Below are 24,105 nucleotides of genomic sequence, written 5' to 3'. Positions count from 1 at the left end.
GAGATCACACTCTACGAAGTGGCCGGGGCGAAGACGACATGGGCACGGGCCGTGGGCCGCGTCTCGTCGAGCACGGCGACGAGCGTGCCGTCGGGGCCGTGGGCGGCGACCGGCTCGCTGCGGCCCGGCACCTCGCTCGGGATCCGCTGGCCGAAGCCGAGGGCCCGGGCCTGCTCGGCGTCGATCTCCCGGGTGGTGAGGGCGGCGCGGGCGGCCGTGGCGAGCGGGGTCATCGGCATCGGCTCCCGCCGCTCGTGCAACCCACCCAGCTCCGCCAGGGTCTGCGCCCCGGTCAGGTCCAGGCCCCCGACACGGGTGCGGCGCAGCGCCGTCAGGTGGCCCGCGCTGCCCAGGGCCGCCCCGAGGTCCCGGGCCAGGGCACGCACGTAGGTACCGGAGGAGACGTCCACCTCGACGTCGACGTCGAGCACCGGCGTGCCGTCCTCGGCGCACGTCTGCGTGAGGGCGAGCACGTCGAAGCGGGAGACGGTCACCGGTCGCGGGGGCAGCTCGACGTCCTCGCCGGCGCGCACCCGCGCGTAGGAGCGCTCCCCCTTGACCTTGATCGCGCTGACTGCGCTCGGGACCTGCTCGATGTCACCGCTCAGGCCGGCGGCCGCGGCCTCGACCGCGGCCCGCCCCAGCCCGGCGACGGGCCCGGTGGCGGTCACGTCGCCCTCGGCGTCGTCGGTGATCGTGCCCTGTCCGAGCCGGATGGTGGCGGTGTAGGCCTTGTCGGCGCCGACGAGGAAGGTCAGCAGCTTCGTGCCCCGGCCGACGCCGAGCACGAGCACCCCGGTGGCCATCGGGTCGAGGGTGCCGGCGTGGCCGACCTTGCGGGTGCCGTACAGCCGGCGGCAGCGCGCGACGACGTCGTGGCTGGACCAGCCGGCGGGCTTGTCCAGCACGACCAGTCCGTCGCTCACTGCCGGGACGAAGGGGACCGGCCCTCGCCCTCCGCGTCACTCCCCTTCGCGCGGTAGGGGTCGGCCTCCCCGGCCGGGCGGGCGTCGCTGCGGGACCGGGCCAGGTCCTCGTCCCGCTCGCGGGCGGAGCGGAGGAGCTCCTCGATGTGGGAGGCGTTCTCCGGCAGGGCGTCGGGGATGATCTCCAGCGTCGGGGTGAGCCGGATGCCGAGGCGCTGACCGACGAAGGCGCGCAGCTTCTTGACGTTGGCCTGGAGCACCTCGTCGCTGCGCTGGCGCTGGGCGTCCTCGCCGAAGACGGTGTAGAAGACGGACGCGTGCTGCAGGTCGCCGGTCACCCGCACGTCGGTGATCGTGACGAACCCCAGGTCCGGGTCCTTGACGACCTGGTCGAGGTTGGCCGCAATCAGTTCCTTGATGCGGTCGGCGATCTTGCGGGCGCGGGCCGGGTCGGCCATGGCACACCTCCGTGAGGGGCTGGGTGGGACTCCCCCACGGTATGCGAGACGCCCCCGGTCCGGTGGATCGAGGGCGTCGCACGACCGCGGGTCACATGGTGGAGAAGTCCGAGAAGAGGATGGAGCCCACGGACCACACGAGCGAGCCGATCATCGCGAGGAACCCGATCCCGCCCAGGACGATCCCGGCGACGAGGAAGGCCTTGGCGTCCGACCCCGGGTGGTCCCGCAGCTGGACGTAGCCGAGCACACCCGTGACGACGGCCACGAGCGCGGGGATCCAGCCGAGGAACCAGCAGCAGCAGGACGCCGGGATCGAGATGATGCCGGCGACGAGCGAGACGACCCCCAGGACCTTCGGGGTGTCGCTCTGGCCCCCGGGGGCGCCGCCGTGCTGTCCGTACGGCGGGGGCGGTGGTGCGGGTGGTGGGACGGAGCTCAAGCGGGAGGCCTTTCGGTGGTGTCGTACCGCACACACACGCACGCCCCCCGTCCGGCGGATCGGGGGGCGCGCGTGCCGTGTGGTCGGATCAGGTGGTCGAGAACTCGTACATGCTGTCGAGGTCGATGACACCGGTGGCCACCAGGATCCAGTAGATGATCCCGATGATGATCCCGATGACACCGGCGACCATGCCGATGATGGACAGCAGCCGGCCGGTGGAGTCGCCCACCTTCTCGGACTCACGCTTGCCGAAGAAGCCGAGCACGATCGCGCCGATCGAGAAGATGAACCAGGTGCAGCAGCACAGGCCGAGCACACCCACGACGGTGGAGATGATGCCCATGATCTTGCCGTTGTTGTTGCTGCCCGTCCCCTGAGGAGCCCCGCCGTACGGCGGCTGGGGCGGCGGCGCGGAGCCGTAGGGCGGCTGGGCCGGCGGCTGGCCGCCGCCGGGCGGGGGCGGAGCGGGCGGCGGGTTCTGGCCTCCGTCGCCGGGGGGCGGAGGAGGAGGTGCGCTGGTCATGGATTTCCCCTGACTGTGTGGCGAATCGTGTCGGGGAAGACCCTATGCGAAGGGGGCCGCCGGAGTCCTCCCGGTCGGCCCCCTTCGGCGCGTCGTGGTCAGGACGACCACGTCGTGCTCAGTCGCGCGGCTTCTCGCGCATCTCGTAGGTGGTGATGAGGTCACCCTCCCGGACGTCGTTGAAGCTGCCGAGGTTGATACCGCACTCGAAGCCCTCGCGGACCTCGGTGACGTCGTCCTTGAACCGACGCAGCCCGGTCAGCTCCAGCCCCTCGGTGAGCACGACTCCCTCGCGGGTGATGCGTGCCTTGGCGCCGCGCTTGATCAGGCCGCTGCGGACGATCGAACCGGCGATGTTGCCGAACTTGCTGGACCGGAAGACCTCGCGGATCTCCGCGGAACCGAGCTCGACCTCCTCGTACTCCGGCTTGAGCATGCCCTTCAGCGCGCTCTCGATCTCCTCGATGGCCTTGTAGATCACGCCGTAGTAGCGGATCTCGACGCCCTCGCGCTCGGCGATGTCCGCGTTCGGGCCCTCGGCCCGGACGTTGTAGCCGATGATGATCGCGTCCGAGGCCATCGCCAGGTTGATGTTGTTCAGCGTGATGGCACCGACGCCGCGGTCGATGATCCGCAGGTCGACCTCGTCACCGACGTCGATCTGCAGGAGGGCGTCCTCCAGGGCCTCGACCGAACCGGACACGTCACCCTTGATGATGAGGTTGAGGGTGTCGATCTTGCCCTCGGCGATGACCTTGTCCAGGTCCTCCAGGCTGATCCGCTTGCGGGCCTTGGCCAGGCTCGCCTGTCGGTCCGCCGCCTCACGCTTCTCGGCGATCTGGCGGGCGGTGCGGTCATCGGGGGCGACGACGAAGGTGTCGCCGGCCCGCGGGACCGTGGACAGGCCGAGGACCTGCACCGGGCGGGAGGGTCCGGCCTCCTGCACCTGTCCGCCGTTCTCGTCGAGCATCGCGCGGACGCGGCCGAAGGAGGACCCGGTGACGATCGCGTCACCGACGCGCAGCATGCCCGACTGGACGAGGACGGTCGCGGTCGCACCGCGACCCTTGTCCAGGTTGGCCTCGATCGCGACGCCGCGGGCGTCCCGGTCAGGGTTGGCCCGCATGTCCAGGGCAGCGTCGGCGGTGAGCAGGACGGCGTCGAGCAGCTCGTCGATGTGCTGGCCCTGCTTGGCCGAGACGTCGACGAACATCGTCTCGCCGCCGTACTCCTCCGCGACGAGGTCGTACTCGGTCAGCTGACCGCGCACCTTCGCCGGGTCGGCGCCCTCGACGTCCACCTTGTTGACCGCGACGACGATCGGCACGTCGGCGGCCTGGGCGTGGTTGAGCGCCTCGATGGTCTGCGGCATGACGCCGTCGTCGGCGGCCACGACGAGGATCGCGATGTCGGTGACCTTGGCACCACGGGCACGCATGGCGGTGAACGCCTCGTGACCCGGGGTGTCGATGAAGGTCAGGGCCCGGTCCTCGCCCTCGTGCTCGGTGCGGATCTGGTAGGCACCGATGTGCTGGGTGATGCCACCGGCCTCGTTCTCCCCGACGTCCGCGTTGCGGACCGCGTCCAGGAGGCGGGTCTTCCCGTGGTCGACGTGACCCATGACGGTCACGACCGGCGGACGCGGCTGCAGGTCCTCGTCGTCCTCGTCCTCGACCCCGATGTCGAGGTTGATGTCGAAGGACTCGAAGAGCTGGCGCTCCTCCTCCTCCGGGGAGACCATCTGGATGTCGTAGCCGAGCTCGGCGCCGAGCAGCTTGAAGGTGTCCTCGTCCAGCGACGCGGTGGCCGTGGCCATCTCGCCGAGGTTGAAGAGCACCGTCACCAGCGAGGCAGGGTTGGCATCGATCTTGTCGCCGAAGTCGCTGAGCGATGCGCCCTGGCGGATCCGCACGACCGTGGAGCCGTCGCCGCGGGGGACGACCACGCCACCGACCGAGGGTGCCTGCATCTGCTCGAACTCGCGACGCTTCGCCCGCTTGCTCTTGCGCTGCTTGCGACGCCCGCCACCGCGACCGAAGGCGCCCTGGGTGCCGCCACGACCGCCGGGACCGCCGCGGTAGCCACCGCGACCGCCCGGACGGCCACCGCCCGGCCCGCCACGGCCACCGCCGGCTCCGCCCCGGCCACCGGGCCGCTGGCCCGGACGCGGGACGGCCGAGCTCGCCGGCATCATCCCGGGCGAGGGGCGTGGCCCGCCGGATCCGGAGCGCTGCTGGCCACCACCCGGGCGGGGGCCGGGACGCTGGCCGTCACGACGCTGCCCCGGGCGGGGCATCCCCTGGCTGGAGGCGAAGGGGTTGTTGCCGGGGCGCGGACCACCCGCGCCGCCCTCGTCGCGACCGCCGCGACGGGTGCCCATCCCCTGGTTGGAGGAGTAGGGGTTGTTCCCCGGGCGGGGGCCCGGGCGAGGAGCCGGCTTCGGACCGGGCTTGGGGGCTGGTGCGCCCGGCTTCGGGGCCGCCGCGCCCGGCTTGGGTGCCTCGGCCTCGGGCTTCGGGGCCTCGGCCTTCGGCGCCTCGGGCGCGGGGGTCTCGGCGGCCGGGCCGGGCTTGGGAGCGGCCGGACCCGGCTTCGGGGCCGCCGGTCCGGGCTTGGGAGCCGAGGCACCCGGCTTGGGTGCCTCGGTCTTCGGCGACTCGTCCTTCGCCGGCGCGGCCGACTTCGGGGTCGCCTTGGCGGCCGGCTTGGCCGCCTTCTTCTTCGGGTCGGGTGCGGGCGGGTTGTCCTTGACCCGCCGCACGACCGGAGCCTCGATCGTCGAGCTCGCGGACTTCACGAACTCGCCCATCTCACCCAGGTGGGCGAGAAGGGACTTGCTGGAAACCCCGAGCTCCTTCGCGAGCTCGTGGACACGGACCTTGGCCACGTTTCTCCTTCTCTGGTCCGTTCCTCGAGAAGGCGCGGACCGTCGTCAGTTCAGCTGAATGCTCATTGCTGAGTACTCATCGGGTGCTCATCAGCGTCAAACCCGCTCTCGGCTGTGGTGCGGACGGTGGTCACTGCGTCATCGACTCGATCTGGTCACGCACGGCGTCCGAGCCCTCGACACGGCGTCGGAACGCCCGGGAGAAGGCCCGCCGCCGGACGGCCAGGTCCAGGCAGGCGGTGTCGGGATGGAGCCATGCCCCACGTCCCGGCACACGTCGCCGCGGATCCGGGTGGACGGTGGTGGTGCCACCGGCATCCGTGACCGCGACGATGCGCAGCAAAGTCGATCGGCTATCCCGCCCTCGGCACCCGATGCAGGTCCGGACGGGACCCCCAACGGGCACGTCGGACTGGAGTCCAGTCCGATCGGTGCCACCCAGTCTAACGCCTGCCGGCTCCGGCGTGCTCACCCCACCGTCCCGCCCGGCTGGCCCGGGACGGCGACGCCGCCACTGGTCTCGGGGGCGGTGTCCGGCCGGATGTCGATGCGCCACCCGGTCAGCTTGGCGGCCAGGCGGGCGTTCTGCCCCTCCTTGCCGATCGCGAGCGAGAGCTGGTAGTCCGGCACGACGACCCGCGCGGAGCGCAGCTTGGGGTCCACGACGGTGACCGACTGCACCTTCGCCGGGGAGAGCGCCGCGGCGATGAACTGCTCCGGGTCCTCGGCGTGGTCGACGATGTCGATCTTCTCGCCCTGCAGGTGGGACATCACGGCACGGACCCGGGCCCCCATGGCGCCGATGCACGCCCCCTTCGCGTTGAGGCCGGGGACCTTGGAGCGCACCGCGATCTTCGTGCGGTGCCCCGCCTCCCGGGCCAGGGCCACGATCTCCACGGTGCCGTCGGCGATCTCCGGGACCTCCATCGCGAAGAGCTTGCGCACGAGGTTGGGGTGGGTGCGGGAGAGGCCGATCTCCGGCCCGCGCGGGCCGCGACGGACCGCCACCACGTAGACGCGGATCCGTTCGCCGTGCTCGTAGACCTCCCCCGGGACCTGCTCCGCGGTCGGGAGGATGCCCTCGACCGAGCCGAAGTCGACGGTGACGTGGCGGGGGTTGGGGCTCTGGTGGATGACGCCGGCGACGATGTCGCCCTCGCGGCCGCGGAAGTCGCCGAGGACGGCTTCGTCCTCCAGGTCCCGCATCCGCTGGGTGATGACCTGCCGGGCGGTGGCCGCGGCGACCCGGCCGAAGTTCTCCGGGGTGTCCTCGAACTCGGGGCCCAGCTCGTGGCGGGTGCGCACCCGCATCAGTGGGTTGCCCAGCTCATCGAGTGCGGGCTCGCCGTCCTCGCCCTCGACGGGGACCTCCTCCTCCACCGGGTGGGACTCGCGCGCCCACACGATGACGTGGCCGTGCTTGCGGTCCAGCTCCACCCGGGCGTTCTTGTAGGCACCCTCGGTGCGGTGGTACGCGCCGAGCAGCGCCGCCTCGATCGCCTCGACGAGGACGTCGAAGGGGATCTCGCGCTCGTGTTCGAGCGCCTTGAGGGCGTGGATGTCGATGTCCATGTGTCAGGCCTCCGTGTCGTCTGTGGACGGCGTGGGTCGTCGGGTGAACTCCACCTGCACGACGCCCTTGGTGATGTCGGCGAAGGGGACGTGACGGGTGTGGGGCGGCTTCTTCTTCGTCCCCTTGACGTGCAGGTCGAGGCCGTCGGGGGTCGTGGCGAGCACCCGGCCGGTGACCTCTCCCTCCGTGGTCGTCAGGGCGACGAGACGGTCGACGGCGCGCCGGAAGTGCATCGGCTCCTGCAGTCGCCGGTCCGTGCCGGGGGTGGAAACCTCGAGGGTGTACGGCTGCTCACCCATGGTGTCGCCGGAGTCGAGGGTGTCGCTGACCACGCGGGTGGCGTCGGCGATCTCGTCGAGCGTGAGTGGCTCGACCGGGGTGTCCCCGACCGCCGAGTCGACGAGGCGCTCGACCGTGACCCGGACGACGCGGCGCCTGCCCGCGGGGGTCACGCCCACCTCGTCGATGACGAGATCCGCGCCCAGCGCAGCGGACACCTGCTCGCGGATGTCCTGCTCGAGAGCCATGCGATGCCTTCCGTGTGGAGTTGACCTGCCGTGGGCCGACACTCTAGCGAGGAAGATCGAGCGCGTCGTGCGAGGATCGTCCCCGTGCCGATCCAGCCCAGCCGCCGAACCCTGCTCCTGGGGTCGCTCGCCGGCGTGCTCTCCCTGGGCGGTTGCGGGGTCCGTCTGGAGGACGACGCGCCGGACATCCCCTTCGTCCCGGAGCGCAAGCCGCTGGCCGGCGAGGCCGCCATGCTGACGGTCCTCGGCCACCTGCGCTCCCAGGGGGGCGAGGAGTGGACCGAGCAGGCCGAGGCCCTCCGCAGCGCGCTCGCGGACGCAGGGGTCCCGAAGGCGGAGCTGCGCGACGCCTCCGACCCGGAGACCATGTCCGAGGCGGTCACCGCCTACGAGGCCGCCGTGCGGGACTGCGGCCTCGGGATGCTGCCGCTCATGGGTCGGCTCACCGCCGCCCAGATCCGGCGGACACCGCACCTCTTCGACCCGGCCCCCTCCCGGGGCTGGCGGGCGGGTGCCGTCGCCGCCGACGACCTCAAGGCGACGAGGGCGGCGACCTACGCGCTCGGCGTCATCGCGGCCCGCAGCAGCAAGAAGATCAGCCGGCGGGCGAAGGACGCCCGCAAGGAGCTGCAGGAGCTGTCCGTGCGTCAGACCACCGCCGCCGGCAAGGAGGCGGGCCAGCTGACGCTCGGTTACGACCTCGACCGGCAGGTCTCCGGCGAGCAGGCGGCCCGCCGGCTCGCCCGGCAGAGCCTGGAGCGGCTCGTCGGGGCCTACACCGCCGGGCTGTACCGGCTGGACGACGACCGGGCCGCCGCCCTGGAGACCGCGAGCTGGATGGCGACCGCCCAGGGGCTGGCCGAGGACTGGGGCTCCGAGCCCGTGGCGCTGATCGGCACCGACGGGACATGAGGGTCGAGGACGCGGCCGCGCTGGTGCCCGCGCCCTTCGCCGCACGCATCGGCGGGCTCGCCCCCGAGGGCGGCCCCTCCGGCCGGGAGTGGCTCGACTCCCTCCCCCACCTGGTCGCCGACATCGTCACGCAGTGGTCGCTCGTGCCCGACGGCCCGCCCGCCGTCGGGCGGTGCGCCCTCGTCCTGCCCGTCCGTGGCCCGGACGGGCCCGCCGCGCTCAAGCTCGGATGGCCGCACGAGGACTCCGCTCACGAGCACCTCGCGCTGCGGGCCTGGGACGGTCGCGCGGCGGTGGAGCTGCTCGCGGCCGACCCGCGCCGGTCCGTGCTGCTGCTCGAGCGGCTGACCACCGAGGACCTCTCCGAGCCGTGGGACGAGGAGGCCGTCGCCGCCGTCGCGGGGCTCTACGCGGACCTGCATCTCCCGCCGCTGCCGCAGGTGCGCTCACTCGGTCCGTGGGCCGGGGAGGTCCTCGCCCGCCCGGCGGCGCGGTCCCTGCCGCGGCGTTTCGTCGAGCAGGCGAGGTCCACCCTCCGCTCGCTGGACACCGAGGAGGCCGATGCGCGACTGCTCCACGGGGACCTGCACTACGGCAACGTCCTCTCCGACGGCACCGACTGGGTGGCGATCGACCCCAAGCCGCTCACCGGTCACCCCGCGTGGGAGGTCGCGCCGCTGCTGCACAACCGGACCCCGGAGATGGGCACCGGTGCCGCGCTGCGGTGGTCGGTGCACCGGCGGGTCGAGGTGGCCTGCGAGGTCGCGGGGCTCGACGAGGACGTCGTGCGGCCGGTCTGCGCGCTGCGGGAGATGGTCCACGCCGTCTGGGCGGTCGAGGACGGGGACGAGGCCCGGGTCTCGCTCGCGGTGGCGCTGGTCAAGGCGGTCGGTGACTGAGGTCCCGGGCGAGTGAGACGGTGGAGGCATGGTCAACCGTCTTGCCGAGAGCCTCTCGCCCTACCTGCGCCAGCACGCGGACAACCCCGTCGACTGGCACGAGTGGGGTGAGGAGGCCTTCGCCGAGGCGCGGCGCCGGGACGTGCCGGTCTTCCTCTCCGTCGGGTACGCCGCGTGCCACTGGTGCCACGTCATGGCCCACGAGAGCTTCGAGGACGCCGAGGTCGCGGCGGCGCTGGACCACGGCTGGGTGAGCATCAAGGTCGACCGCGAGGAGCGACCGGACATCGACGCGGTGTACATGCTGGCCACCCAGGCCCTCACCGGGCAGGGCGGCTGGCCGATGACCGTGCTCGTCACGCCCGACGGCGAACCTTTCTTCGCCGGGACCTACCTGCCCAGGCCCCAGCTGCTGCAGCTGCTCGACGCCGCCGGGACCGCGTGGCAGGAGGACCGGGCGAAGCTGACCGAGTCGGCCAGCCACATCGCCACGCGGCTGCGCGAGATCTCCGACCCGGGCCCCGGGTCCCCCGTCGACGAGGAGACCGTGGCGGCGTCGGTGCGGACGCTGCGAGGAAGCTTCGACGATGCCCGCGGCGGCTTCGGCGGCGCCCCGAAGTTCCCGCCGTCGATGACCCTGGAGCACCTGCTGCGCCACCACGCGCGCACCGGGGACGCCGACGCGCTCGCGATGGCCGGGCACACCCTCGAGGCGATGGCCCGCGGCGGCATCCACGACCAGCTCGCGGGCGGCTTCGCGCGCTACAGCGTCGACGCCGACTGGGTCGTGCCGCACTTCGAGAAGATGCTCTACGACAACGCGCTCCTGCTGCGGGCCTACACCCACTGGTACCGCGACACCGGGTCCCCGCTGGCCGGCCGGGTGGCAGGGAGCACCGCGGACTTCCTGCTGCGGGACCTGCGGACGAGCGGAGCGTTCGCCTCCGCCCTCGACGCCGACACCGTGGTCGACGGGGTCGGCGTCGAAGGGGCGACCTATGTCTGGACACCGGCGCAGCTGACGCAGGTCCTCGGCGAGGAGGACGGCACCCGCGCGGCGGAGCTGCTCGGGGTGACCGCAGCGGGAACCTTCGAGGGCGGCGCCTCGACGCTGCAGCTGCGCGAGGACCCGGCCGACCCGCAGTGGTGGGAGCAGGTGCGCGCCCGGCTGCTCGCCGCCCGTCAGGAGCGCCCCCAGCCGGCGCGGGACGACAAGGTCGTCACGAGCTGGAACGGCCTGGCGATCGCCGCCCTCGCCGACGCCGGCGTGACGCTGGCCCGCCCCGAGCTGATCGACGCGGCCACCGACGCGGCACGGCTCGTGCTCGAGCAGCACCTGGTCGACGGGCGGCTCCGGCGCACCTCGCTGGCCGGCCGAGTCGCCGCCGCGCCGGGCGCCCTCGACGACCACGGCAACCTCGCCGAGGGACTGCTCGCCCTCCACCGGGCCACCGGCGCCGCCGAGTGGCTCGAGCACGCCACGGGGATCCTCGCCCTGGCGATCGGGCTCTTCCACGACGCCGACGGCTGGCACGACACCCCGATCGACGGGGAGTCCCTCATCACCCGTCCGCGCGGCATCACCGACAACGCCGAGCCCGCGGGGGTCTCCGCGGTGGCGGCCGCGCTGCTGACCCACTCCGCCCTCACCGGCGACCTCGAGCACCGCCGCCTCGCCGAGGAGGCCGTCGCGGCGCAGGGCCGGATCATCGGGCAGGACCCCCGCTTCGCCGGATGGGCCCTCGCGACGGCGGAGGCGATGCTCGCCGGCCCGCTGCAGGTGGCGATCGTCGGCGAAGGGGGCGACGGCCCCCTTCGCCGGGTCGCCGAGGCGGCCTCCTCCCCCGGTCTCGTCATCGTCTCCGGCCGCCCCGATGCACCGGGCGAGCCGCTGCTGGCCGACCGGCCGCTCGTCGACGGCGCCCCGGCCGCCTACGTGTGCCGGGGCTTCGTGTGTGACCGTCCGGTCACGGATGCCGAGGCGCTGGCCGGGCAGCTGCGGGACCGGACCGTCACGACGCCGGAGTGACCACTCCGTGCTCGTAGGCGAAGACGACCGCCTGGGCACGGTCGCGCAGCGTCAGCTTCGTCAGCACCCGGGAGACGTGGGTCTTGACGGTCTGCTCGGCGAGGAAGAGCCGGCCGGCGATCTCGGCATTGGACAACCCCTGGGCGACGAGCTCGAGGACCTCCCGCTCCCTGCCGGTGAGCCGCTCGAGCAGGTGGGAGTGGCGCGGTGGCCGACCGTGCCTGGCGACCGCCTCGGAGATGAGCCGGCGGGTGATGCTCGGGGCGAGCAGCTGGTCCCCGCCCGCCACGACCCGCACCGCCCGGGCGAGCTCCTCGGCCGAGGCGTCCTTGAGGAGGAAGCCGCTGGCCCCGATGCGCAGCGCCTCGTAGACGTAGTCGTCGATGTCGAAGGTGGTGAGCATGAGCACCTTCGGCCGGGTGGGGCTCGGACCCCCGAGGATCGTCGCGGCGGCCTCCAGGCCGTTCACCTCCGGCATCCGGACGTCCATCAGCACGACCTCGGGCTCCAGCCGGGCGACCTCGGCGACCGCCTCCACACCGTCCGCCGCCTCCCCGATGACGGAGATGTCCGGCTGGGCGGCCAGGAGCGCGCCGAAGCCCGCCCGCACCATGGCCTGGTCGTCGACGATCAGCACGGTGGTGCTCATCGGTCCTCCCCTGCGCCCGGTCGACCGGTCAGCGGGAGGCGGGCGCGAACCTCGAAGCCGCCGCCGGGGATCGCCCCGGTGATGACGTGGCCGCCCACGGCCTGCGCGCGGGCGTGCATCCCCTCGATGCCGTGACCTCCCCCGGCGACCGGTGACGGGGAGGAGCCGGGAGAGTTGCGGACGCTGAGCTCGGCCTGGCCGGCGTGCTCCCGCAGCTCGACGACCACGCTCGCCCCGGGTGCGTGGCGGGCCGCATTCGCCAGCGCCTCCCCGAGCACCCGGTGCAGCACGAGGGCGGTGCCGGGCGGGCAGCCCTCGAGGTCGAGGCTCCACCGCAGCTCCATGCCGGCTGCGCGGGAGGCCTCCAGCAGCGAGGGCAGGTCCGCCAGCGAGGGCTGCGGCGCGGTCTCCGGGTCGGCGCGGTCCTCCCGCAGCAGCCCGAGGACGCCACGGACCTCGGTCAGCGCCTGCCGCGCCGCGCTCTCGATGCCGGCGAACTCCTCCTTCGCCTCCGGGGAGACGGCCTCGACCCGGTAGGGCGCGCTCTGTGCCTGCACGACGACCATCGACATGTGGTGCGCGACGACGTCGTGCAGCTCGCGGGCGATGCGGGAGCGCTCCTCGAGCACGGCGCGACGGTCCCGTTCGGTCTCGGCCTCCTCCTCGCGACTGGCCAGCTGGCGGCGGGCGGTCCGCAGCCAGCGGGCGAGGAGCGCGAAGGCGACGATGACGAGCACACCCAGGGCCCAGGGCTTGAGCGCCCACGGCATGACGAGCAGGAACCAGCCCGCGGTCACAGCGGTGGTCAGGGCCACCTGCCGGACGGGCGCCAGCAGCGCGACGACGACCACCGTCAGCAGCAGCACGAGGAAGTGCATGACCGGCCAGGGCATCGGCCAGTCCCCGACGCGGGGCACGAAGAACCAGATGAGGCTGCCCACCGTGCTCACCACCCAGGCGATGAGCGGCTCCCGACGCAGCAGCACCAGCGGCGCGACCGACATCAGCGCGAACACCGGCTGCAGGCTGCTCGGCACCCGATGGGTGAAGTGGATCGTCGGCCACGCGATGGCCAGGGCGATGCCCGCGAGGAGTGCGAGGGCGACGTCCGGGTGGCGGGCGACCCCCTTCGCCGCCCAGACCGTGCCGCGACCGAGCGCAGCGACCACCCGCCGGGCACGGGACGGGGGTGAGCTGGGCATGGCCCCAAGGTTAGGTGGCGCGGGAGGCCGGCGTCGTCGTACCGAAGGGGGATCCCGGGTCACCCCGTGGTACTGCCGGGCGGTCCCCGCACCACCGGTGAGGTACCGGGGAAGACCTCCCGCAGGCGATGTCCGCCCCGGTGGGCGATTCCTAGTTTCCGGGGCATGCAGCCGCTCCGACGCTCCGCCACCGTCCTGCTCCTCTCCCTGACGACCACGACGGCGATCGCCGTCCTCGACGCCCCCGAGGCACCCGCTCCGGACCCTGCCGCCCGGACGGCCGTCGCCGCCCTCCTCACCGGATCGGCCACCGCAGCGCAGGCGGCGGTGCCGGAGGACTTCGCGGACACGCTCGGCTACGAGCCGGTGCTCGACGGGGACTCGATCACCAACCCGAGCGGGTCCTGCTCCTCCCCCGTCACGCTGCCGAGGTCCTTCGGGACCGTGTGCCGGCAGCACGACTACGGCTACGACCTGCTCCGGTACGCCGAGGCCGTCGGGGGCAGGCTCCCGGCGGGTGCCCGGGAGGCGCTGGACGACCAGTTCGAGCAGGAGGCGCTGCGCTCCTGCGGGGGCGGGGCCGCCCGCGAGCACTGCCTCCGGTGGGCGCACGTCGCGGCCGCCTTCGTGCGGGCCAACTCGTGGCGCCAGCACGAGTCGGTGCCCGAGCCCGAGGACGCCTGGTCGGTGGCGACGGCCGGTGCGGCGCTGCTCACGCTCGGCTCGGCCGCCTCCCTCCTGGCCCGTGGCCTCGGCGCCCTCACGGCGGGTCGCCGTCGAGTCGCCGGCACCCGCGAGGCGGTGGCGGCATGACGGCTGTCAGCGCGCCCGACCACGACCTGCTGCCGAGGGTGTCCAGCTCGCTCGCGGCGGTGATCGGTCTCTACCTGTCGATCTCCCCCACCGCACTGCCCCACGGGGCCGTGCTGCAGGGGGTGGTCTCGGCGTGCTTCGTGACGATGTGCGTCCAGGCCTCCCTGGTGATCCGCCGCAACAGCCCGCCCTCCCGGGGGGCGGCCCGCGTCGTGGGCCTGGTCGGGGTGGCCCTGCTGGCCACGGCCGTCGGCCTGTGGGGTGACCAGGTCCTCGACGCTGCCCGGGCCGGGGCCGGGATGGCGCCGCTGGGATGGCGCTACTGGGCCGCGGTGCTCGGTGTCGTCGCGGCCGCCCTGCTGCTGCGGCACGCCGCCGAGCGCGCGTGGCGGGGGCCGGCCCGCTCCCGCAGGGTCTGGCGACCGGTCCTCGTGGCGGTGGTATGCATCGGGCTCGTGCTCGCCGGCGGGCCGGCGCACGGCATCGAGCCCGACGGGCGGATGTGGGTCATGCAGCACCCCTCCCCCGTCGGCGCGGTGCGGGCCTATGCCCGGATGGTGCCCGGTGAGTCGGCCGGGGCCCGGGCCGAGCGTGCCACCCGACACCTCGTGGACGAAGGGGGGCTGCAGCGTTCCCGGGTCGTCGTCGTCCTGCCCACCGGCAGCGGCTGGGTGGACCCGCAGTTCCTCTCCGGGATCGAGCACCGGTTCGGCCGCGACGTGGCGACGGTCTCGATGCAGTACGACGCCTCCCCCAGCTGGTGGTCCTGGCTCGTGCACCGGGAGCGCTCGGCCGAGTCCGCGCGGCTCCTCTTCGATGCGGTGGCGAAGAGGGTCCGGGCGCTGCCCCCGCGGGAACGCCCCGACCTGCACGTCTACGGCGAGAGCCTCGGCGCGGAGGCCGGGCAGGCGATCCTGACCGGCGCGGACCGGGCACGGGCACGGGCCGAGGTGTGCTCCGTGCTGTGGGTGGGCCCACCGGGCGGGCACCGGGTCGGGCTGCGCCGTGAGACGGTCGTCGCCAACCCAGACGACCCGGTGGTCCACGCCAGCTGGCGGGACGCCCTTCGTCCCCCACCGGACGCGACCCGGTGGCTGCCGCTGGTCGGTGGCGTGCACGACCTCGTGGACTTCGCCGGCTCCCTGCGGGTCCCGGAGGGCACCGGCCACCGGTACGGCACGGACCAGGTGGCGCGGCTGCGCACCTGCCCGGGCGGGTGACTCAGCCCAGCTCGCAGGTCGTGACAGACCCGCGGGCGATGGGCTCGTCCCAGTCGATGTCGCGCCAGGAGTGCTGGCGCAACCAGGCGAGCGCTGCCCGGATGGTGTGCTCGTGACTGATGACGAAGAGGTGCCGCGGCTGGTCGACCAGCGCCGGGGCGAACCAGTCACCGACACGCATGTAGACCTCCTGCATGGATTCCCCTCCGCCCCACCGGACCTGGCTGATGTGGGCACCCTCCGGGGGCGCCTCGGCACGCAGCGAATCTGCCGGCTGTCCCTCGAGGGCACCGAGGTGCTGCTCGCGCAGCCCCGACTCCGCACGCACGGAGGCGACCCATCCGACGGGGCGCAGGGTCACCGAGATGATCTCCGCGGTCTGCAGGGCACGGGACAGGTCGCTGCTCCACAGGTAGATGTTCGGCGCGGTCGAGGGCGAGCCGAGCAGGGACTGGACGGACCGGCCCGCCCGGACGGCCTCGGCGCGCCCGGACTCGGTGAGCACCGGCTCGCCGGTGCCCCGGTAGGCACCCTGGACCCGCCCGTCACGGTTCCACGTCGACTCCCCGTGACGGACCAGGTGGACCTGGGTCTTGATCACGAGATCACCGTAGCCATCTCTTACGTAGAGTGGGCGCTCGTGAGCGGGCTACTGGTGACGGGGACCTCCTCCGACGCAGGCAAGTCCCTCGTCGTGACGGGTCTGTGCCGTGCGTTCTCCCGCCGTGGCCTCGCGGTCGCGCCCTTCAAGGCCCAGAACATGTCGAACAACTCCATGGTCTGCCGCGACGGCTCCGAGATCGGGCGGGCGCAGTACCTCCAGGCGCAGGCCGCCCGGGTCGAGGCCACCTCGGCGATGAACCCGGTGCTGCTCAAGCCCGGCAGCGACCGTCGCTCCCACGTCGTCGTCCGCGGCCGACCCGCCGGCGAGCTCCTGGCGGGTGAGTACGCGACCGGCCGGAGGCACCTGGCCGAGGCCGCCTTCGCCGCCCACGAGGAGCTCGCGGCCGCCCACGACGTCATCGTCTGCGAGGGTGCCGGGTCCCCCGCCGAGATCAACCTGCGCGCCGGCGACTACGTCAATCTCGGCCTGGCGAGGCGCTTCTCGCTCGCCACGCTGCTCGTCGGCGACATCGACCGTGGTGGACTGCTCGCCGCGCTCTACGGCACCTGGGCGCTCGTGGACGACGCCGACCGGTCGCTGCTCGCGGGGTATCTCGTCAACAAGTTCCGCGGGGACGTCGAGGTGCTCCGACCGGGGCTGGCGGAGATCACCGCCCGCACCGGGATGCCCTCGCTCGGGGTGCTGCCGTGGCTGGACGGGGTGTGGCTGGACTCCGAGGACGCCCTCTCGGTCGGCGCTTCCCCGACCGCGGACGAGGTACCGGAGGAATGCCGGCTGACCGTCGCGGTCATCGCGCTGCCGCGCACCTCCAACGCGACCGACGTGGACGCCCTCGCCGCTGAACCCGGCGTCGACGTGCGGGTCACCCGGCGGCCGGACGTCGCGCGGGAGGCGGACCTGCTCGTGCTCCCGGGGTCGCGGGCGACCCTCTCGGACCTGGCCTGGCTGCGCAGCAGCGGCCTCGCCGACGTCGTGCTCGAGCGGGCCCGTCGCGACGCGCCGGTGCTCGGCATCTGCGGGGGCTACCAGATGCTCGTCCAGGAGATTGTCGACGAGGTCGAAAGGGACGGGGACGGCGCCACCGTCACCGGCCTGGGGCTGCTGCCCGGACGGGTGGTCTTCGATCGGGAGAAGGTGCTCGCCCGCCCGAGCGGGTCGTGGCGGGGGAACCCCGTCGAGGGCTACGAGATCCACCACGGGATCGTCTCGCCCGACGGCGGCGAGGGTTTCCCGGGCGGTCACGCCCTCGGCCCCGTCCGGGGCTCGATCTGGCACGGGACGCTCGAGTGCGACGACTTCCGCCGGGCGCTGCTGGCCGACGTGGCGGCCACGACGGGGTCGGCGTGGGCCCCGCAGGTGGGGGCCGCCCCCTTCGCCACCCGCCGGGAGGCCATGATCGACACCCTCGCGGACGCCCTCGAGACCCACGCCGACCTCGATGCCGTCCTCGAGCTGACCCGGGAGACCCGTTGAGCCAGAACGCGACCCGCCGCATCCACGTCATCGGCATCGGGGCCGGCTCCCCGGCGCACGTCACGGCCGAGGCCGCGGAGGCGCTGGCCGAGGTGGACGTCTTCCTCGTCGCGGACAAGGGGGCCGTCACGGACGAGCTGGTCGCCGTCCGGCAGGCGATCTGCGAGCGCTTCATTGCCGAGGACCACCCCTACGAGTTCGTCACGGTGCCCGACCCGCGGCGGGGCCCCGACGCGGAGCGGGACGCTGCGCAGTACTCCCAGGGGGTGCGCGACTGGCACGCCGCCCGGACCCGTGCCTACGTGGAGGTCATCGAGCAGCTGCCCGACGGAGCGGTCGTGGGCTTCCTCGTGTGGGGCGATCCGGCCTTCTACGACAGCACGATCCGCATCGTCGACGCGATCCGCGAGCACCTGGCGACGAGCGTGCGGGTGGTACCGGGGATCTCGGCCTTCCAGGCCCTCGCCGCCGCGCACGGCATCGTGCTGCACCGGATCGGCGAGCCGGTGCACGTCACGACCGGCCGCCGGCTGGTGCAGGAGTGGACCCGGACGCAGGAAGCCGGGATCGACCTCGGGACGGTCGTCGTCATGCTCGACGGGCAGCTGCACTGCCGCGAGCTGGCGGCCACGCATCCGGACACGGTGATCCACTGGGGCGCCTACGTCGGCATGCCCCAGCAGGCGCTGCGCTCCGGGCGGCTGGCGGACGTCATCGACGAGATCGTCGACCTGCGGGGCCGGCTGCGCGAGGAGCACGGCTGGGTCATGGACGTCTACGCGCTCACGCCGCGAGGGTAGGTCCGTGGACGGCTGACGCCCTACAGGCGCCGGACGACGGCATCGATGGCCGGCGAGGCGAACTGGTGGCCACCCTGCTCGTGCCGGACCACCCGGGCCCGGGGCAGCCGGGCACCGAGCTGCTGCACGTGCTCGAACGGCACGACCTCGTCGTCGAGGCAGTGGTGCAGCTCGATCCCGAGCGTCCCGGGAAGCCTCGCGTCCGCGTCGTCGGGCAGCGAGAACTCGGGGACCTCCCAGCCGTCCGGCCCCCAGTCGGGGGCGGCGAGGAGGACGAGCCGACGGATCCCGGGATCGCGCTCGGTGAGCAGCCGCAGGACGGTCGAGCCGCCGAAGGAGTGGCCGACCACCACGTCGACGTCCGCGCGCAGGTGCTCGACGACCCGTCGCGACCAGGCCTCGTGGGTGGTCGCGATCCCCTCGTCGAGGTTCGGCACCAGGACCTCGTCGTCGAGCCCCGCGCGCAGGGCCCCGACCATCGTCCGGTCCTCGACGAACCCGCCGGCTCCGTGCAGGAAGAGGACTGCCATCCGCCGAGCGTAGCGGCCGTCAGCGGGTGCGCGCAGTGGTGCGACGGACCGCGAGCCCCTGCAGGACGAGCGAGGCGGCCAGGCAGGCGCCGACCCCCTCACCGGCACGCATCCGCAGCGAGAGCAGCGGCTCGAGGCCGAGCTCGCGGAGCACGAGCGAGTGTGCGCGCTCGCGGCTGACGTGACCGGCGAGCAGGTGCCCCTGGACCCCGGGCTCGAGTCGCGCGGCGACGAGCCCGGGCAGGGAAGCGGCCAACCCGTCGAGCACGACCGGCGCACCGGCCCCGGCCGCACCGAGCGTGACCCCGGTGAGCAGGGCGATCTCCGGGCCGCCGACCGCAGCGAGGAGGCGAAGGGGGTCCGTCTCCCCCTTCGTCCGGGCCAGCGCGGCGGCGACGACGTCGCGCTTGCGCGCGACCATGTCGGCGTCCGAGCCGGCCCCGAGCCCGACCGCGTCCTGGGGTTCGAGGTCGAGCAGGGCGCAGGCCAGTGCGGCGGCGACGGTCGTGTTGCCGACCCCGACCTCGCCGAGGCAGACCAGCCCGGCGCTCCCCGAGCCTCGAAGGGCCGCCTCGTCCCCGATCTCCCGCCCGGCCTCGAGGAGGGTCCCGACATCGGCCGCGGTCATCGCGTCGCTGCTCGCCACGTCGCCCCGCTCCCCCGCCGGTCGTGCGTCCCGCGCGCCCGGGACCGGCTGTGCCACACCGGCGTCCACGCCGACGGCGGAGAGGCCGGCCCCCTTCGCCGTGGCCGCTCCCAGCGAGGTGCCGGCGACCGTCGCCGCGAGCACGTCGGCGGTCGTCGAGCCCGGGAAGGCGCTCACCCCGAGACCGGTCACCGGGTGGTCGGCCCCGGCCAGCACGAGCGTGCCGCCGGCGAGGTCCTCGCCGCCGAGGGCGAGCACCCGGTTCAGGGCGCGGTCGAGCACGCCGAGGGACTCCGGCGGTGAGAGCAGCTCGTCGGCGGAGTCGGTCGCCCCGACGAGCCGGGAGGCCTCGGGACCGCGCAGGTGCGAGACCGGCTGCTGCGGCGCGGACTCATCTGCCGGCCAGCGCTCGCGGATGACGACGTCGGACAGCGGCGCCTTCCGCGACCACGCGGCGCGCTCCAGGCCCGGCGACGGCGGCCGCTCGTCGGGCCAGCCGAGGCACATCCAGCCCAGCGTGACCACGCCCTCGGGCAGCCCGAGCAGGTCGGCCAGCTCGTCGGGGTCGAAGAGCGTCACCCAGCCCATCCCGAGGCCGTGGGCGCGGGCGGTGAGCCACATGTTCTCGATCGCGGTCGCGCAGGACCACGTGTCGGCGTCGGGGAAGGTCGCCCGCCCGAGGACCCCCGTGGCGGGAGTGCGGCGGTCGCAGGCGACGACGACGCCGACGGGTGCCTCACGCAGCCCCTCGAGCTTGAGGTCGAGCATCCGGGCCGCTCGTTCGGAGGCCAGGTGCGCCGCCTGGTCCAGCCGTGCCCGGTCGGCCATCGCCGCGGCCCTGTCCCGGGTGCCCGGGTCGGTGACGACGATGAAACGCCAGGGCTGGGAGTGCCCGACGCTCGGCGCCCGGTGGCCCGCCTCGAGCACCGCCCCGAGCAGCTCCTCGGGCACCGGGTCCGGTCGGTAGCGACGGATGTCCCGTCGCCCGGCGACGACTCGCGCGAGCGTCTCCGTGACCGCCTCGCCCATCGCCCAGCCGGCGGGGTCCTCGCGTCGCTGGGAGGCACTGCTCGTGTCCCCGATCGTGGGGACCGGACGGGCGTAGCGGCTCCCGCTGTCCTGCGGGGTCACTGGTCCTCCTCGAGGTCTCCCTCGATGTCGAGGTAGACCTGCTGCATCTGCTGGACCACCTCGGGATCGGGCTCCTCCCACAGGCCCCGGTCGGCGGCCTCGGTGAGCCGTTCGACGATGCCGCGCAACGCCCAGGGGTTCGCGCGCGTCATGAAGGCCCGGTTGTCCTCGTCGAGGACGTAGTCGCGCGCGACCCGGTCGTACATCCAGTCGTGGACGACGCCGGCGGTCGCGTCGAAGCCGAAGAGGTAGTCCACGGTCGCGGCCAGCTCGAAGGCCCCCTTGTAGCCGTGGCGCTGCATCGCGCTGATCCAGCGGGGGTTGACCACGCGGGAGCGGAAGACGCGGTTGGTCTCCTCCTGCAGGGTGCGGGTGCGCACCGCGTCCGGCGAGGTCGAGTCCCCGACGTAGGCCCGGGGCTCGGAGCCGGTGAGCGCACGCACCGTCGCGACCATGCCGCCGTGGTACTGGAAGTAGTCGTCCGAGTCGAGGATGTCGGACTCGCGGTTGTCGACGTTCTTCGCCGCGACCTGGATGCGGCGGTAGGTGCGCTCCATGTCCTCCGCGGCCGGCTTTCCGTCGAGGTCGCGGCCGTAGGCGTAACCACCCCACTGGGTGTAGACCTGCGCGAGGTCCTCGTCGCTGCGCCAGCTGCCGGACTCGACGACCTGGAGGATGCCCGCACCGTAGGAGCCGGGCTTGGACCCGAAGATCCTCGTGCGGGAGCGCCGCTCGTCACCGTGCTCCGCAAGGTCGGCGGCGGCGTGGGCGCGCACGTGGTTCTCCTCCTCCGACTCCTCGAGGTCCGCGACGAGCGCGACGGCGTCGTCGATGAGCGCGATGACGTGCGGGAAGGCATCGCGGAAGAACCCGGAGATGCGCACGGTGACGTCGACGCGGGGCCGGCCGAGCTCGACGAGCGGGATGGGCTCCAGTCCGGTGACCCGCCGCGACTGCTCGTCCCACACCGGCGTGACACCGAGCAGCGCGAGCACCTCGCCGATGTCGTCGCCGGAGGTGCGCATCGCGGAGGTGCCCCACATCGAGAGGCCGACCGAGCGCGGCAGCTCCCCGGTCTCCTCGCGGTAGCGCGCGAGCAGCGACTCGGCCATCGCCGTACCGGTCTGGTAGGCGAGGCGGGAGGGGATGGCCTTGGGGTCCACCGAGTAGAAGTTGCGTCCGGTGGGCAGCACGTTGACCAGCCCGCGAAGGGGGGACCCGCTCGGCCCCGCGGGCACGTACCCGCCGTCGAGGGCGTGCAGGACCACGTCCAGCTCGCGGTCGGTCGCCGCGAGGCGCGGCACGACCTCGGTCGCGGCGAACTCGAGCACCGCGGTGACCTCGGTGGCCGCGGCCGCGTCGAGCTCGGGCTCCAGGCTGGCGACCAGTTCCGTTGCGGCAGAAGCGGACCAGTCCCTCTCGGCGAGGCCCTCGATCAGGCGACGGGCTCTCCCTTCGACCTCGTCGGTCTCGGCGGAGGTGGCCTCCTCCCCCAGGCCGAGCGCGGCGCGCAGGCCCGGCACGGACCCGACGCTGCCGGAGAAGACCTGCGCCGCCCGCAGGATCGCGAGCACGAGGTCGACGAGCTCCGGCCCCCGGGGCGCCTGGCCCAGGACGTGCAGGCCGTCGCGGATCTGGACGTCCTTGATCTCGCAGAGCCAGCCGTCGACGTGCATGACGAGGTCGTCGAAGCCCTCGGCGTCGTCGAGGTCGACGTCATCCAGCCCGAGGTCGACGTGCATCTGGGCGGCGTGGATCAGCTGCCAGATCTCCCCCCGCAGCGCCGGCGCCTTGGCCGGGTCCATGACCTGGACGTTGCCGTACTCGTCGAGCAGCTGCTCCAGCCGGGCGATGTCGCCGTACGACTCGGCGCGGGCCATCGGCGGGATGAGGTGGTCCACGATCGTCGCGTGGGCGCGGCGCTTGGCCTGGGTGCCCTCCCCCGGGTCGTTGACGAGGAAGGGGTAGACGAGCGGCAGGTTGCCCAGTGCCGCGTCGGTGCCGCAGGAGGCGGACATGGCGAGGTTCTTGCCGGCGAGCCACTCGAGGTTGCCGTGCTTGCCGACGTGGACGATCGCGTGGGCGCCGAACTCCTCCTCGATCCACCGGTAGGTCGCCAGGTAGTGGTGCGTCGGCGGCAGGTCGGGGTCGTGGTAGATCGCGATCGGGTTCTCCCCGAAGCCGCGTGGCGGCTGGATGAGCAGCGCGACGTTGCCCCGCACGAGGGCGGCGGTGACGATCTCGCCCTGCGCGTCGTGGGTGGTGTCGACGAAGACCTCACCGGGTGCCGGGCCCCAGTGCTCGGTCATCGCCTCGCGCAGGTCGGCCGGGAGACGGTCGAACCACTCCCGGTAGCGCGCGGCGGGGATGCGCACCTGGGCGCCCTCCACCTGCTCCTGGGTGAGCCACTCCTCGTCCTGCCCGCCGGCGGCGATGAGCTCGTGGACCAGGGCGTTGCCGCAGGTCGTGTCGGGATCCTCGCCCTCGACCTGCGGCAGCGGGTCCATCCCGACGAAGCCCTCGCCGAGGTCGTAGCCAGCCTGCCGCAGGGCCCGCAGCAGCCGGACCGTCGAGACCGGGGTGTCGAGCCCGACGGCGTTGCCGAGGCGGGAGTGCTTCGTCGGGTAGGCGGAGAGGACGACCGCGATGCGCCGCTGCTCCGGCGGCGTGGAGCGCAGTCGGGCGTGGTTCACGGCGAGGCCGGCCACGCGTGCGGCCCGCTCCGGGTCGGCGACGTAGTGCGGGAGGCCGTCGTCGTCGAACTCCTTGAAGGAGAAGGCGACCGTGATCAGGCGACCGTCGAACTCGGGCACGGCGACCTGGCTCGCGACGTCGAGCGGGCTCATCCCGTCGTCGCTCGCCTGCCAGTCGGCGCGGCCCCACGTGAGGCACAGCCCCTGGAGGATCGGGATGTCGAGGGCGGCGAGGCGCTCGACGTCCCAGGCCTCGTCGTCCTCGCCGGCACCGGCGGTGGCCGGCTTCGTGCCGCCGGCGGCGAGCACGGTGGTCACGAGCGCGTCGAGGGTGCCCAGGTGCTCGATGAGGTCGTCGGGGGCGTCACGCAGCGAGGCGGCGTGGATGATCTCCCCGTGTCCGCCGGCGGCGTCGACGGCATCGGCGAGGGCGTGGGCGTAGGCGGTGTTGCCGGCGGCGTACTGCGCCCGGTAGATGAGCACGCCGACCTTCGGACGAACGCCGTCGGCGAGCGGGGCCGGGGCCTCGCGCTCGAGGACGCCCCACGTCGGCAGTGCCTGCGGGGCCTCGAAGCCGACGCCGGTCAGCAGCAGCGTGTCGGCGAGGAAGGCGTGCAGCTGGGTGAGGTTCTCCGGGCCGCCCTCGGCCAGGTAGCGGTGGGCCTCGGCAGCGGCGCCGGGCGGGACCGTGGAGAGCTCCATGAGGGCGGCGTCGGGCTCCTGGGTCCCGCCGAGGACGACGAGCGGTGCCGCGGTGGCGGTCCGCAGGTCCGCGAAGCCCTCCCACAGCCCCTGGGGCGAGCCGAGGTAGCGCACGACCACGACGTCGGCGCCGGCGACGCGCTCGGCGATCTCCTCCCGGGTGAGGCGGGCGGGGTTGCCGACGACGTAGTCCGCGTCGGCGCCGCGTGCGCTCAGCAGGTCGGTGTCGGAGGTGGACAGCAGGGTGATGGTCGGCACGTCGCGCGCTCCTCGAGCGGGGTTCCTCGCCCGCTCCTCGAAGGGGGGACCCGGGCCGTTGTGGTCCGGGCCGGCCGGCAGTGCGTGTCTGACTCGCGAAGGGGGCTTCGCTCACAGTGGCGGGACCGTCCCGGACTTGCACCGGGTTCCGTCCTGCGCGACCACGTGCAGCCTAGCGCCCACG

At 73.6% G+C, this 24,105-nt stretch carries 21 protein-coding genes and 1 riboswitch; of the genes, 7 read left to right on the top strand and 14 right to left on the bottom strand.

Annotated elements, in window-relative coordinates; all coding sequences use genetic code 11:
* Positions 1-11: 11 nt before the first annotated feature.
* The 8 genes from truB to JCO01S_RS04910 all read right to left on the bottom strand — a co-directional run bounded on the left by truB (position 12) and on the right by JCO01S_RS04910 (position 7,339).
* Positions 12-926 (bottom strand): tRNA pseudouridine(55) synthase TruB, encoded by a 915-nt coding sequence (gene truB, locus JCO01S_RS04945; RefSeq protein ID WP_068251603.1) that lies wholly within the window; start codon positions 924-926, stop codon positions 12-14.
* Positions 923-1,384 carry a 30S ribosome-binding factor RbfA gene (gene rbfA, locus JCO01S_RS04940; RefSeq protein ID WP_068251600.1) on the bottom strand — a complete coding sequence of 154 codons (462 nt, stop codon included), beginning with the start codon at positions 1,382-1,384 and terminating at the stop codon, positions 923-925. The genes truB and rbfA overlap by 4 nt, the downstream gene beginning before the upstream one ends.
* A 91-nt stretch (positions 1,385-1,475) precedes the next feature.
* Positions 1,476-1,826 carry a DUF4190 domain-containing protein gene (locus JCO01S_RS04935; protein WP_068251597.1) on the bottom strand — a complete coding sequence of 117 codons (351 nt, stop codon included), beginning with the start codon at positions 1,824-1,826 and terminating at the stop codon, positions 1,476-1,478.
* A gap of 88 nt (positions 1,827-1,914) precedes the next feature.
* Entirely contained in the window at positions 1,915-2,352 is a 438-nt protein-coding gene (locus tag JCO01S_RS15630; RefSeq protein ID WP_157074484.1) for a hypothetical protein, read from the bottom strand.
* 118 nt (positions 2,353-2,470) lie between these two features.
* Positions 2,471-5,239 carry a translation initiation factor IF-2 gene (gene infB, locus JCO01S_RS04925; protein WP_068251591.1) on the bottom strand — a complete coding sequence of 923 codons (2,769 nt, stop codon included), beginning with the start codon at positions 5,237-5,239 and terminating at the stop codon, positions 2,471-2,473.
* Positions 5,240-5,369: 130 nt separating this feature from the next.
* Positions 5,370-5,582 carry a YlxR family protein gene (locus JCO01S_RS04920; protein WP_369407278.1) on the bottom strand — a complete coding sequence of 71 codons (213 nt, stop codon included), beginning with the start codon at positions 5,580-5,582 and terminating at the stop codon, positions 5,370-5,372.
* A gap of 125 nt (positions 5,583-5,707) precedes the next feature.
* Positions 5,708-6,811: a transcription termination factor NusA gene (gene nusA, locus JCO01S_RS04915; protein WP_068251587.1), complete on the bottom strand. Its 1,104-nt coding sequence runs from the start codon at positions 6,809-6,811 to the stop codon at positions 5,708-5,710.
* 3 nt (positions 6,812-6,814) lie between these two features.
* Positions 6,815-7,339 (bottom strand): LSm family protein, encoded by a 525-nt coding sequence (locus tag JCO01S_RS04910; protein WP_068251585.1) that lies wholly within the window; start codon positions 7,337-7,339, stop codon positions 6,815-6,817.
* 84 nt (positions 7,340-7,423) lie between these two features.
* On the opposite strand from JCO01S_RS04910, the gene JCO01S_RS04905 reads away from it, so the two are divergent.
* Genes JCO01S_RS04905 through JCO01S_RS04895 form a run of 3 tightly spaced genes read left to right on the top strand, consistent with a single transcriptional unit; the run spans position 7,424 to position 11,179 of the window.
* Positions 7,424-8,251 carry a DUF4439 domain-containing protein gene (locus tag JCO01S_RS04905; RefSeq protein ID WP_068251582.1) on the top strand — a complete coding sequence of 276 codons (828 nt, stop codon included), beginning with the start codon at positions 7,424-7,426 and terminating at the stop codon, positions 8,249-8,251.
* Positions 8,248-9,150 carry an aminoglycoside phosphotransferase family protein gene (locus JCO01S_RS04900; RefSeq protein WP_068251579.1) on the top strand — a complete coding sequence of 301 codons (903 nt, stop codon included), beginning with the start codon at positions 8,248-8,250 and terminating at the stop codon, positions 9,148-9,150. The genes JCO01S_RS04905 and JCO01S_RS04900 overlap by 4 nt, the downstream gene beginning before the upstream one ends.
* Before the next feature lie 28 nt (positions 9,151-9,178).
* Complete coding sequence (locus JCO01S_RS04895) at positions 9,179-11,179, top strand: thioredoxin domain-containing protein (protein WP_068251575.1); 2,001 nt, start codon at positions 9,179-9,181, stop codon at positions 11,177-11,179.
* Here JCO01S_RS04895 and JCO01S_RS04890 read toward each other — a convergent pair.
* A complete protein-coding gene (locus JCO01S_RS04890) occupies positions 11,163-11,828 on the bottom strand; it encodes a response regulator (protein WP_068251573.1) in 666 nt (221 codons plus the stop codon). The genes JCO01S_RS04895 and JCO01S_RS04890 overlap by 17 nt on opposite strands.
* A complete protein-coding gene (locus JCO01S_RS04885; protein ID WP_157074483.1) occupies positions 11,825-13,030 on the bottom strand; it encodes a sensor histidine kinase in 1,206 nt (401 codons plus the stop codon). The genes JCO01S_RS04890 and JCO01S_RS04885 overlap by 4 nt, the downstream gene beginning before the upstream one ends.
* Before the next feature lie 165 nt (positions 13,031-13,195).
* Between JCO01S_RS04885 and JCO01S_RS04880 the strand changes: the two genes are divergently transcribed.
* Positions 13,196-13,843 carry a hypothetical protein gene (locus JCO01S_RS04880; protein WP_068251567.1) on the top strand — a complete coding sequence of 216 codons (648 nt, stop codon included), beginning with the start codon at positions 13,196-13,198 and terminating at the stop codon, positions 13,841-13,843.
* Positions 13,840-15,063, top strand: a complete 1,224-nt coding sequence (locus JCO01S_RS04875; protein ID WP_068251565.1) for an alpha/beta-hydrolase family protein — start codon at positions 13,840-13,842, stop codon at positions 15,061-15,063. The genes JCO01S_RS04880 and JCO01S_RS04875 overlap by 4 nt, the downstream gene beginning before the upstream one ends.
* Before the next feature lies 1 nt (position 15,064).
* Here JCO01S_RS04875 and JCO01S_RS04870 read toward each other — a convergent pair whose 3' ends face one another.
* Positions 15,065-15,664 carry a histidine phosphatase family protein gene (locus JCO01S_RS04870; RefSeq protein WP_068251562.1) on the bottom strand — a complete coding sequence of 200 codons (600 nt, stop codon included), beginning with the start codon at positions 15,662-15,664 and terminating at the stop codon, positions 15,065-15,067.
* A 39-nt stretch (positions 15,665-15,703) separates the two neighbouring features.
* Here JCO01S_RS04870 and JCO01S_RS04865 point away from each other — a divergent pair, with 39 nt between their 5' ends.
* Together JCO01S_RS04865 and cobF are read left to right on the top strand one after the other, a co-directional pair.
* A complete protein-coding gene (locus JCO01S_RS04865) occupies positions 15,704-17,161 on the top strand; it encodes a cobyric acid synthase (RefSeq protein WP_068251559.1) in 1,458 nt (485 codons plus the stop codon).
* The gene (gene cobF / locus JCO01S_RS04860; protein WP_068251556.1) at positions 17,158-17,961 is read left to right on the top strand and encodes a precorrin-6A synthase (deacetylating); all 804 of its coding nucleotides are present in this window, start codon (positions 17,158-17,160) and stop codon (positions 17,959-17,961) included. The genes JCO01S_RS04865 and cobF overlap by 4 nt, the downstream gene beginning before the upstream one ends.
* A 20-nt stretch (positions 17,962-17,981) precedes the next feature.
* Here cobF and JCO01S_RS04855 read toward each other — a convergent pair whose 3' ends face one another.
* The 3 genes from JCO01S_RS04855 to cobN are packed head-to-tail and all read right to left on the bottom strand — an operon-like array spanning position 17,982 to position 23,921.
* Positions 17,982-18,491 carry an alpha/beta fold hydrolase gene (locus JCO01S_RS04855; protein ID WP_068251551.1) on the bottom strand — a complete coding sequence of 170 codons (510 nt, stop codon included), beginning with the start codon at positions 18,489-18,491 and terminating at the stop codon, positions 17,982-17,984.
* A gap of 19 nt (positions 18,492-18,510) precedes the next feature.
* Positions 18,511-20,268, bottom strand: coding sequence for a 5,6-dimethylbenzimidazole synthase (gene bluB, locus JCO01S_RS04850; protein ID WP_068251548.1), 1,758 nt, complete (start codon positions 20,266-20,268; stop codon positions 18,511-18,513).
* Positions 20,265-23,921: a cobaltochelatase subunit CobN gene (cobN, locus tag JCO01S_RS04845; protein ID WP_068251545.1), complete on the bottom strand. Its 3,657-nt coding sequence runs from the start codon at positions 23,919-23,921 to the stop codon at positions 20,265-20,267. The genes bluB and cobN overlap by 4 nt, the downstream gene beginning before the upstream one ends.
* A gap of 84 nt (positions 23,922-24,005) precedes the next feature.
* Positions 24,006-24,071: riboswitch (cobalamin riboswitch) on the bottom strand.
* Positions 24,072-24,105 lie beyond the last annotated feature (34 nt).

This window comes from Janibacter corallicola NBRC 107790, from assembly GCF_001570965.1.
In the GTDB taxonomy this organism is placed as follows: domain Bacteria; phylum Actinomycetota; class Actinomycetes; order Actinomycetales; family Dermatophilaceae; genus Janibacter; species Janibacter corallicola.
Note: the sequence above shows the minus strand (reverse complement) of the source record. Positions and strands in the feature narration are given on the sequence as shown.

Bases quoted from the DNA above. Each gene is read 5' to 3' on its own strand.
- JCO01S_RS04900 (WP_068251579.1), top strand. From the start codon at position 8,248: ATGAGGGTCGAGGACGCGGCCGCGCTGGTGCCCGCGCCCTTCGCCGCA.
- JCO01S_RS04855 (WP_068251551.1), bottom strand. From the start codon at position 18,491: ATGGCAGTCCTCTTCCTGCACGGAGCCGGCGGGTTCGTCGAGGACCGG.
- JCO01S_RS15630 (WP_157074484.1), bottom strand. From the start codon at position 2,352: ATGACCAGCGCACCTCCTCCTCCGCCCCCCGGCGACGGAGGCCAGAAC.
- JCO01S_RS04875 (WP_068251565.1), top strand. From the start codon at position 13,840: ATGACGGCTGTCAGCGCGCCCGACCACGACCTGCTGCCGAGGGTGTCC.
- nusA (WP_068251587.1), bottom strand. From the start codon at position 6,811: ATGGACATCGACATCCACGCCCTCAAGGCGCTCGAACACGAGCGCGAG.
- JCO01S_RS04885 (WP_157074483.1), bottom strand. From the start codon at position 13,030: ATGCCCAGCTCACCCCCGTCCCGTGCCCGGCGGGTGGTCGCTGCGCTC.
- JCO01S_RS04895 (WP_068251575.1), top strand. From the start codon at position 9,179: ATGGTCAACCGTCTTGCCGAGAGCCTCTCGCCCTACCTGCGCCAGCAC.
- rbfA (WP_068251600.1), bottom strand. From the start codon at position 1,384: ATGGCCGACCCGGCCCGCGCCCGCAAGATCGCCGACCGCATCAAGGAA.
- JCO01S_RS04880 (WP_068251567.1), top strand. From the start codon at position 13,196: ATGCAGCCGCTCCGACGCTCCGCCACCGTCCTGCTCCTCTCCCTGACG.
- JCO01S_RS04910 (WP_068251585.1), bottom strand. From the start codon at position 7,339: ATGGCTCTCGAGCAGGACATCCGCGAGCAGGTGTCCGCTGCGCTGGGC.
- JCO01S_RS04890 (WP_068251573.1), bottom strand. From the start codon at position 11,828: ATGAGCACCACCGTGCTGATCGTCGACGACCAGGCCATGGTGCGGGCG.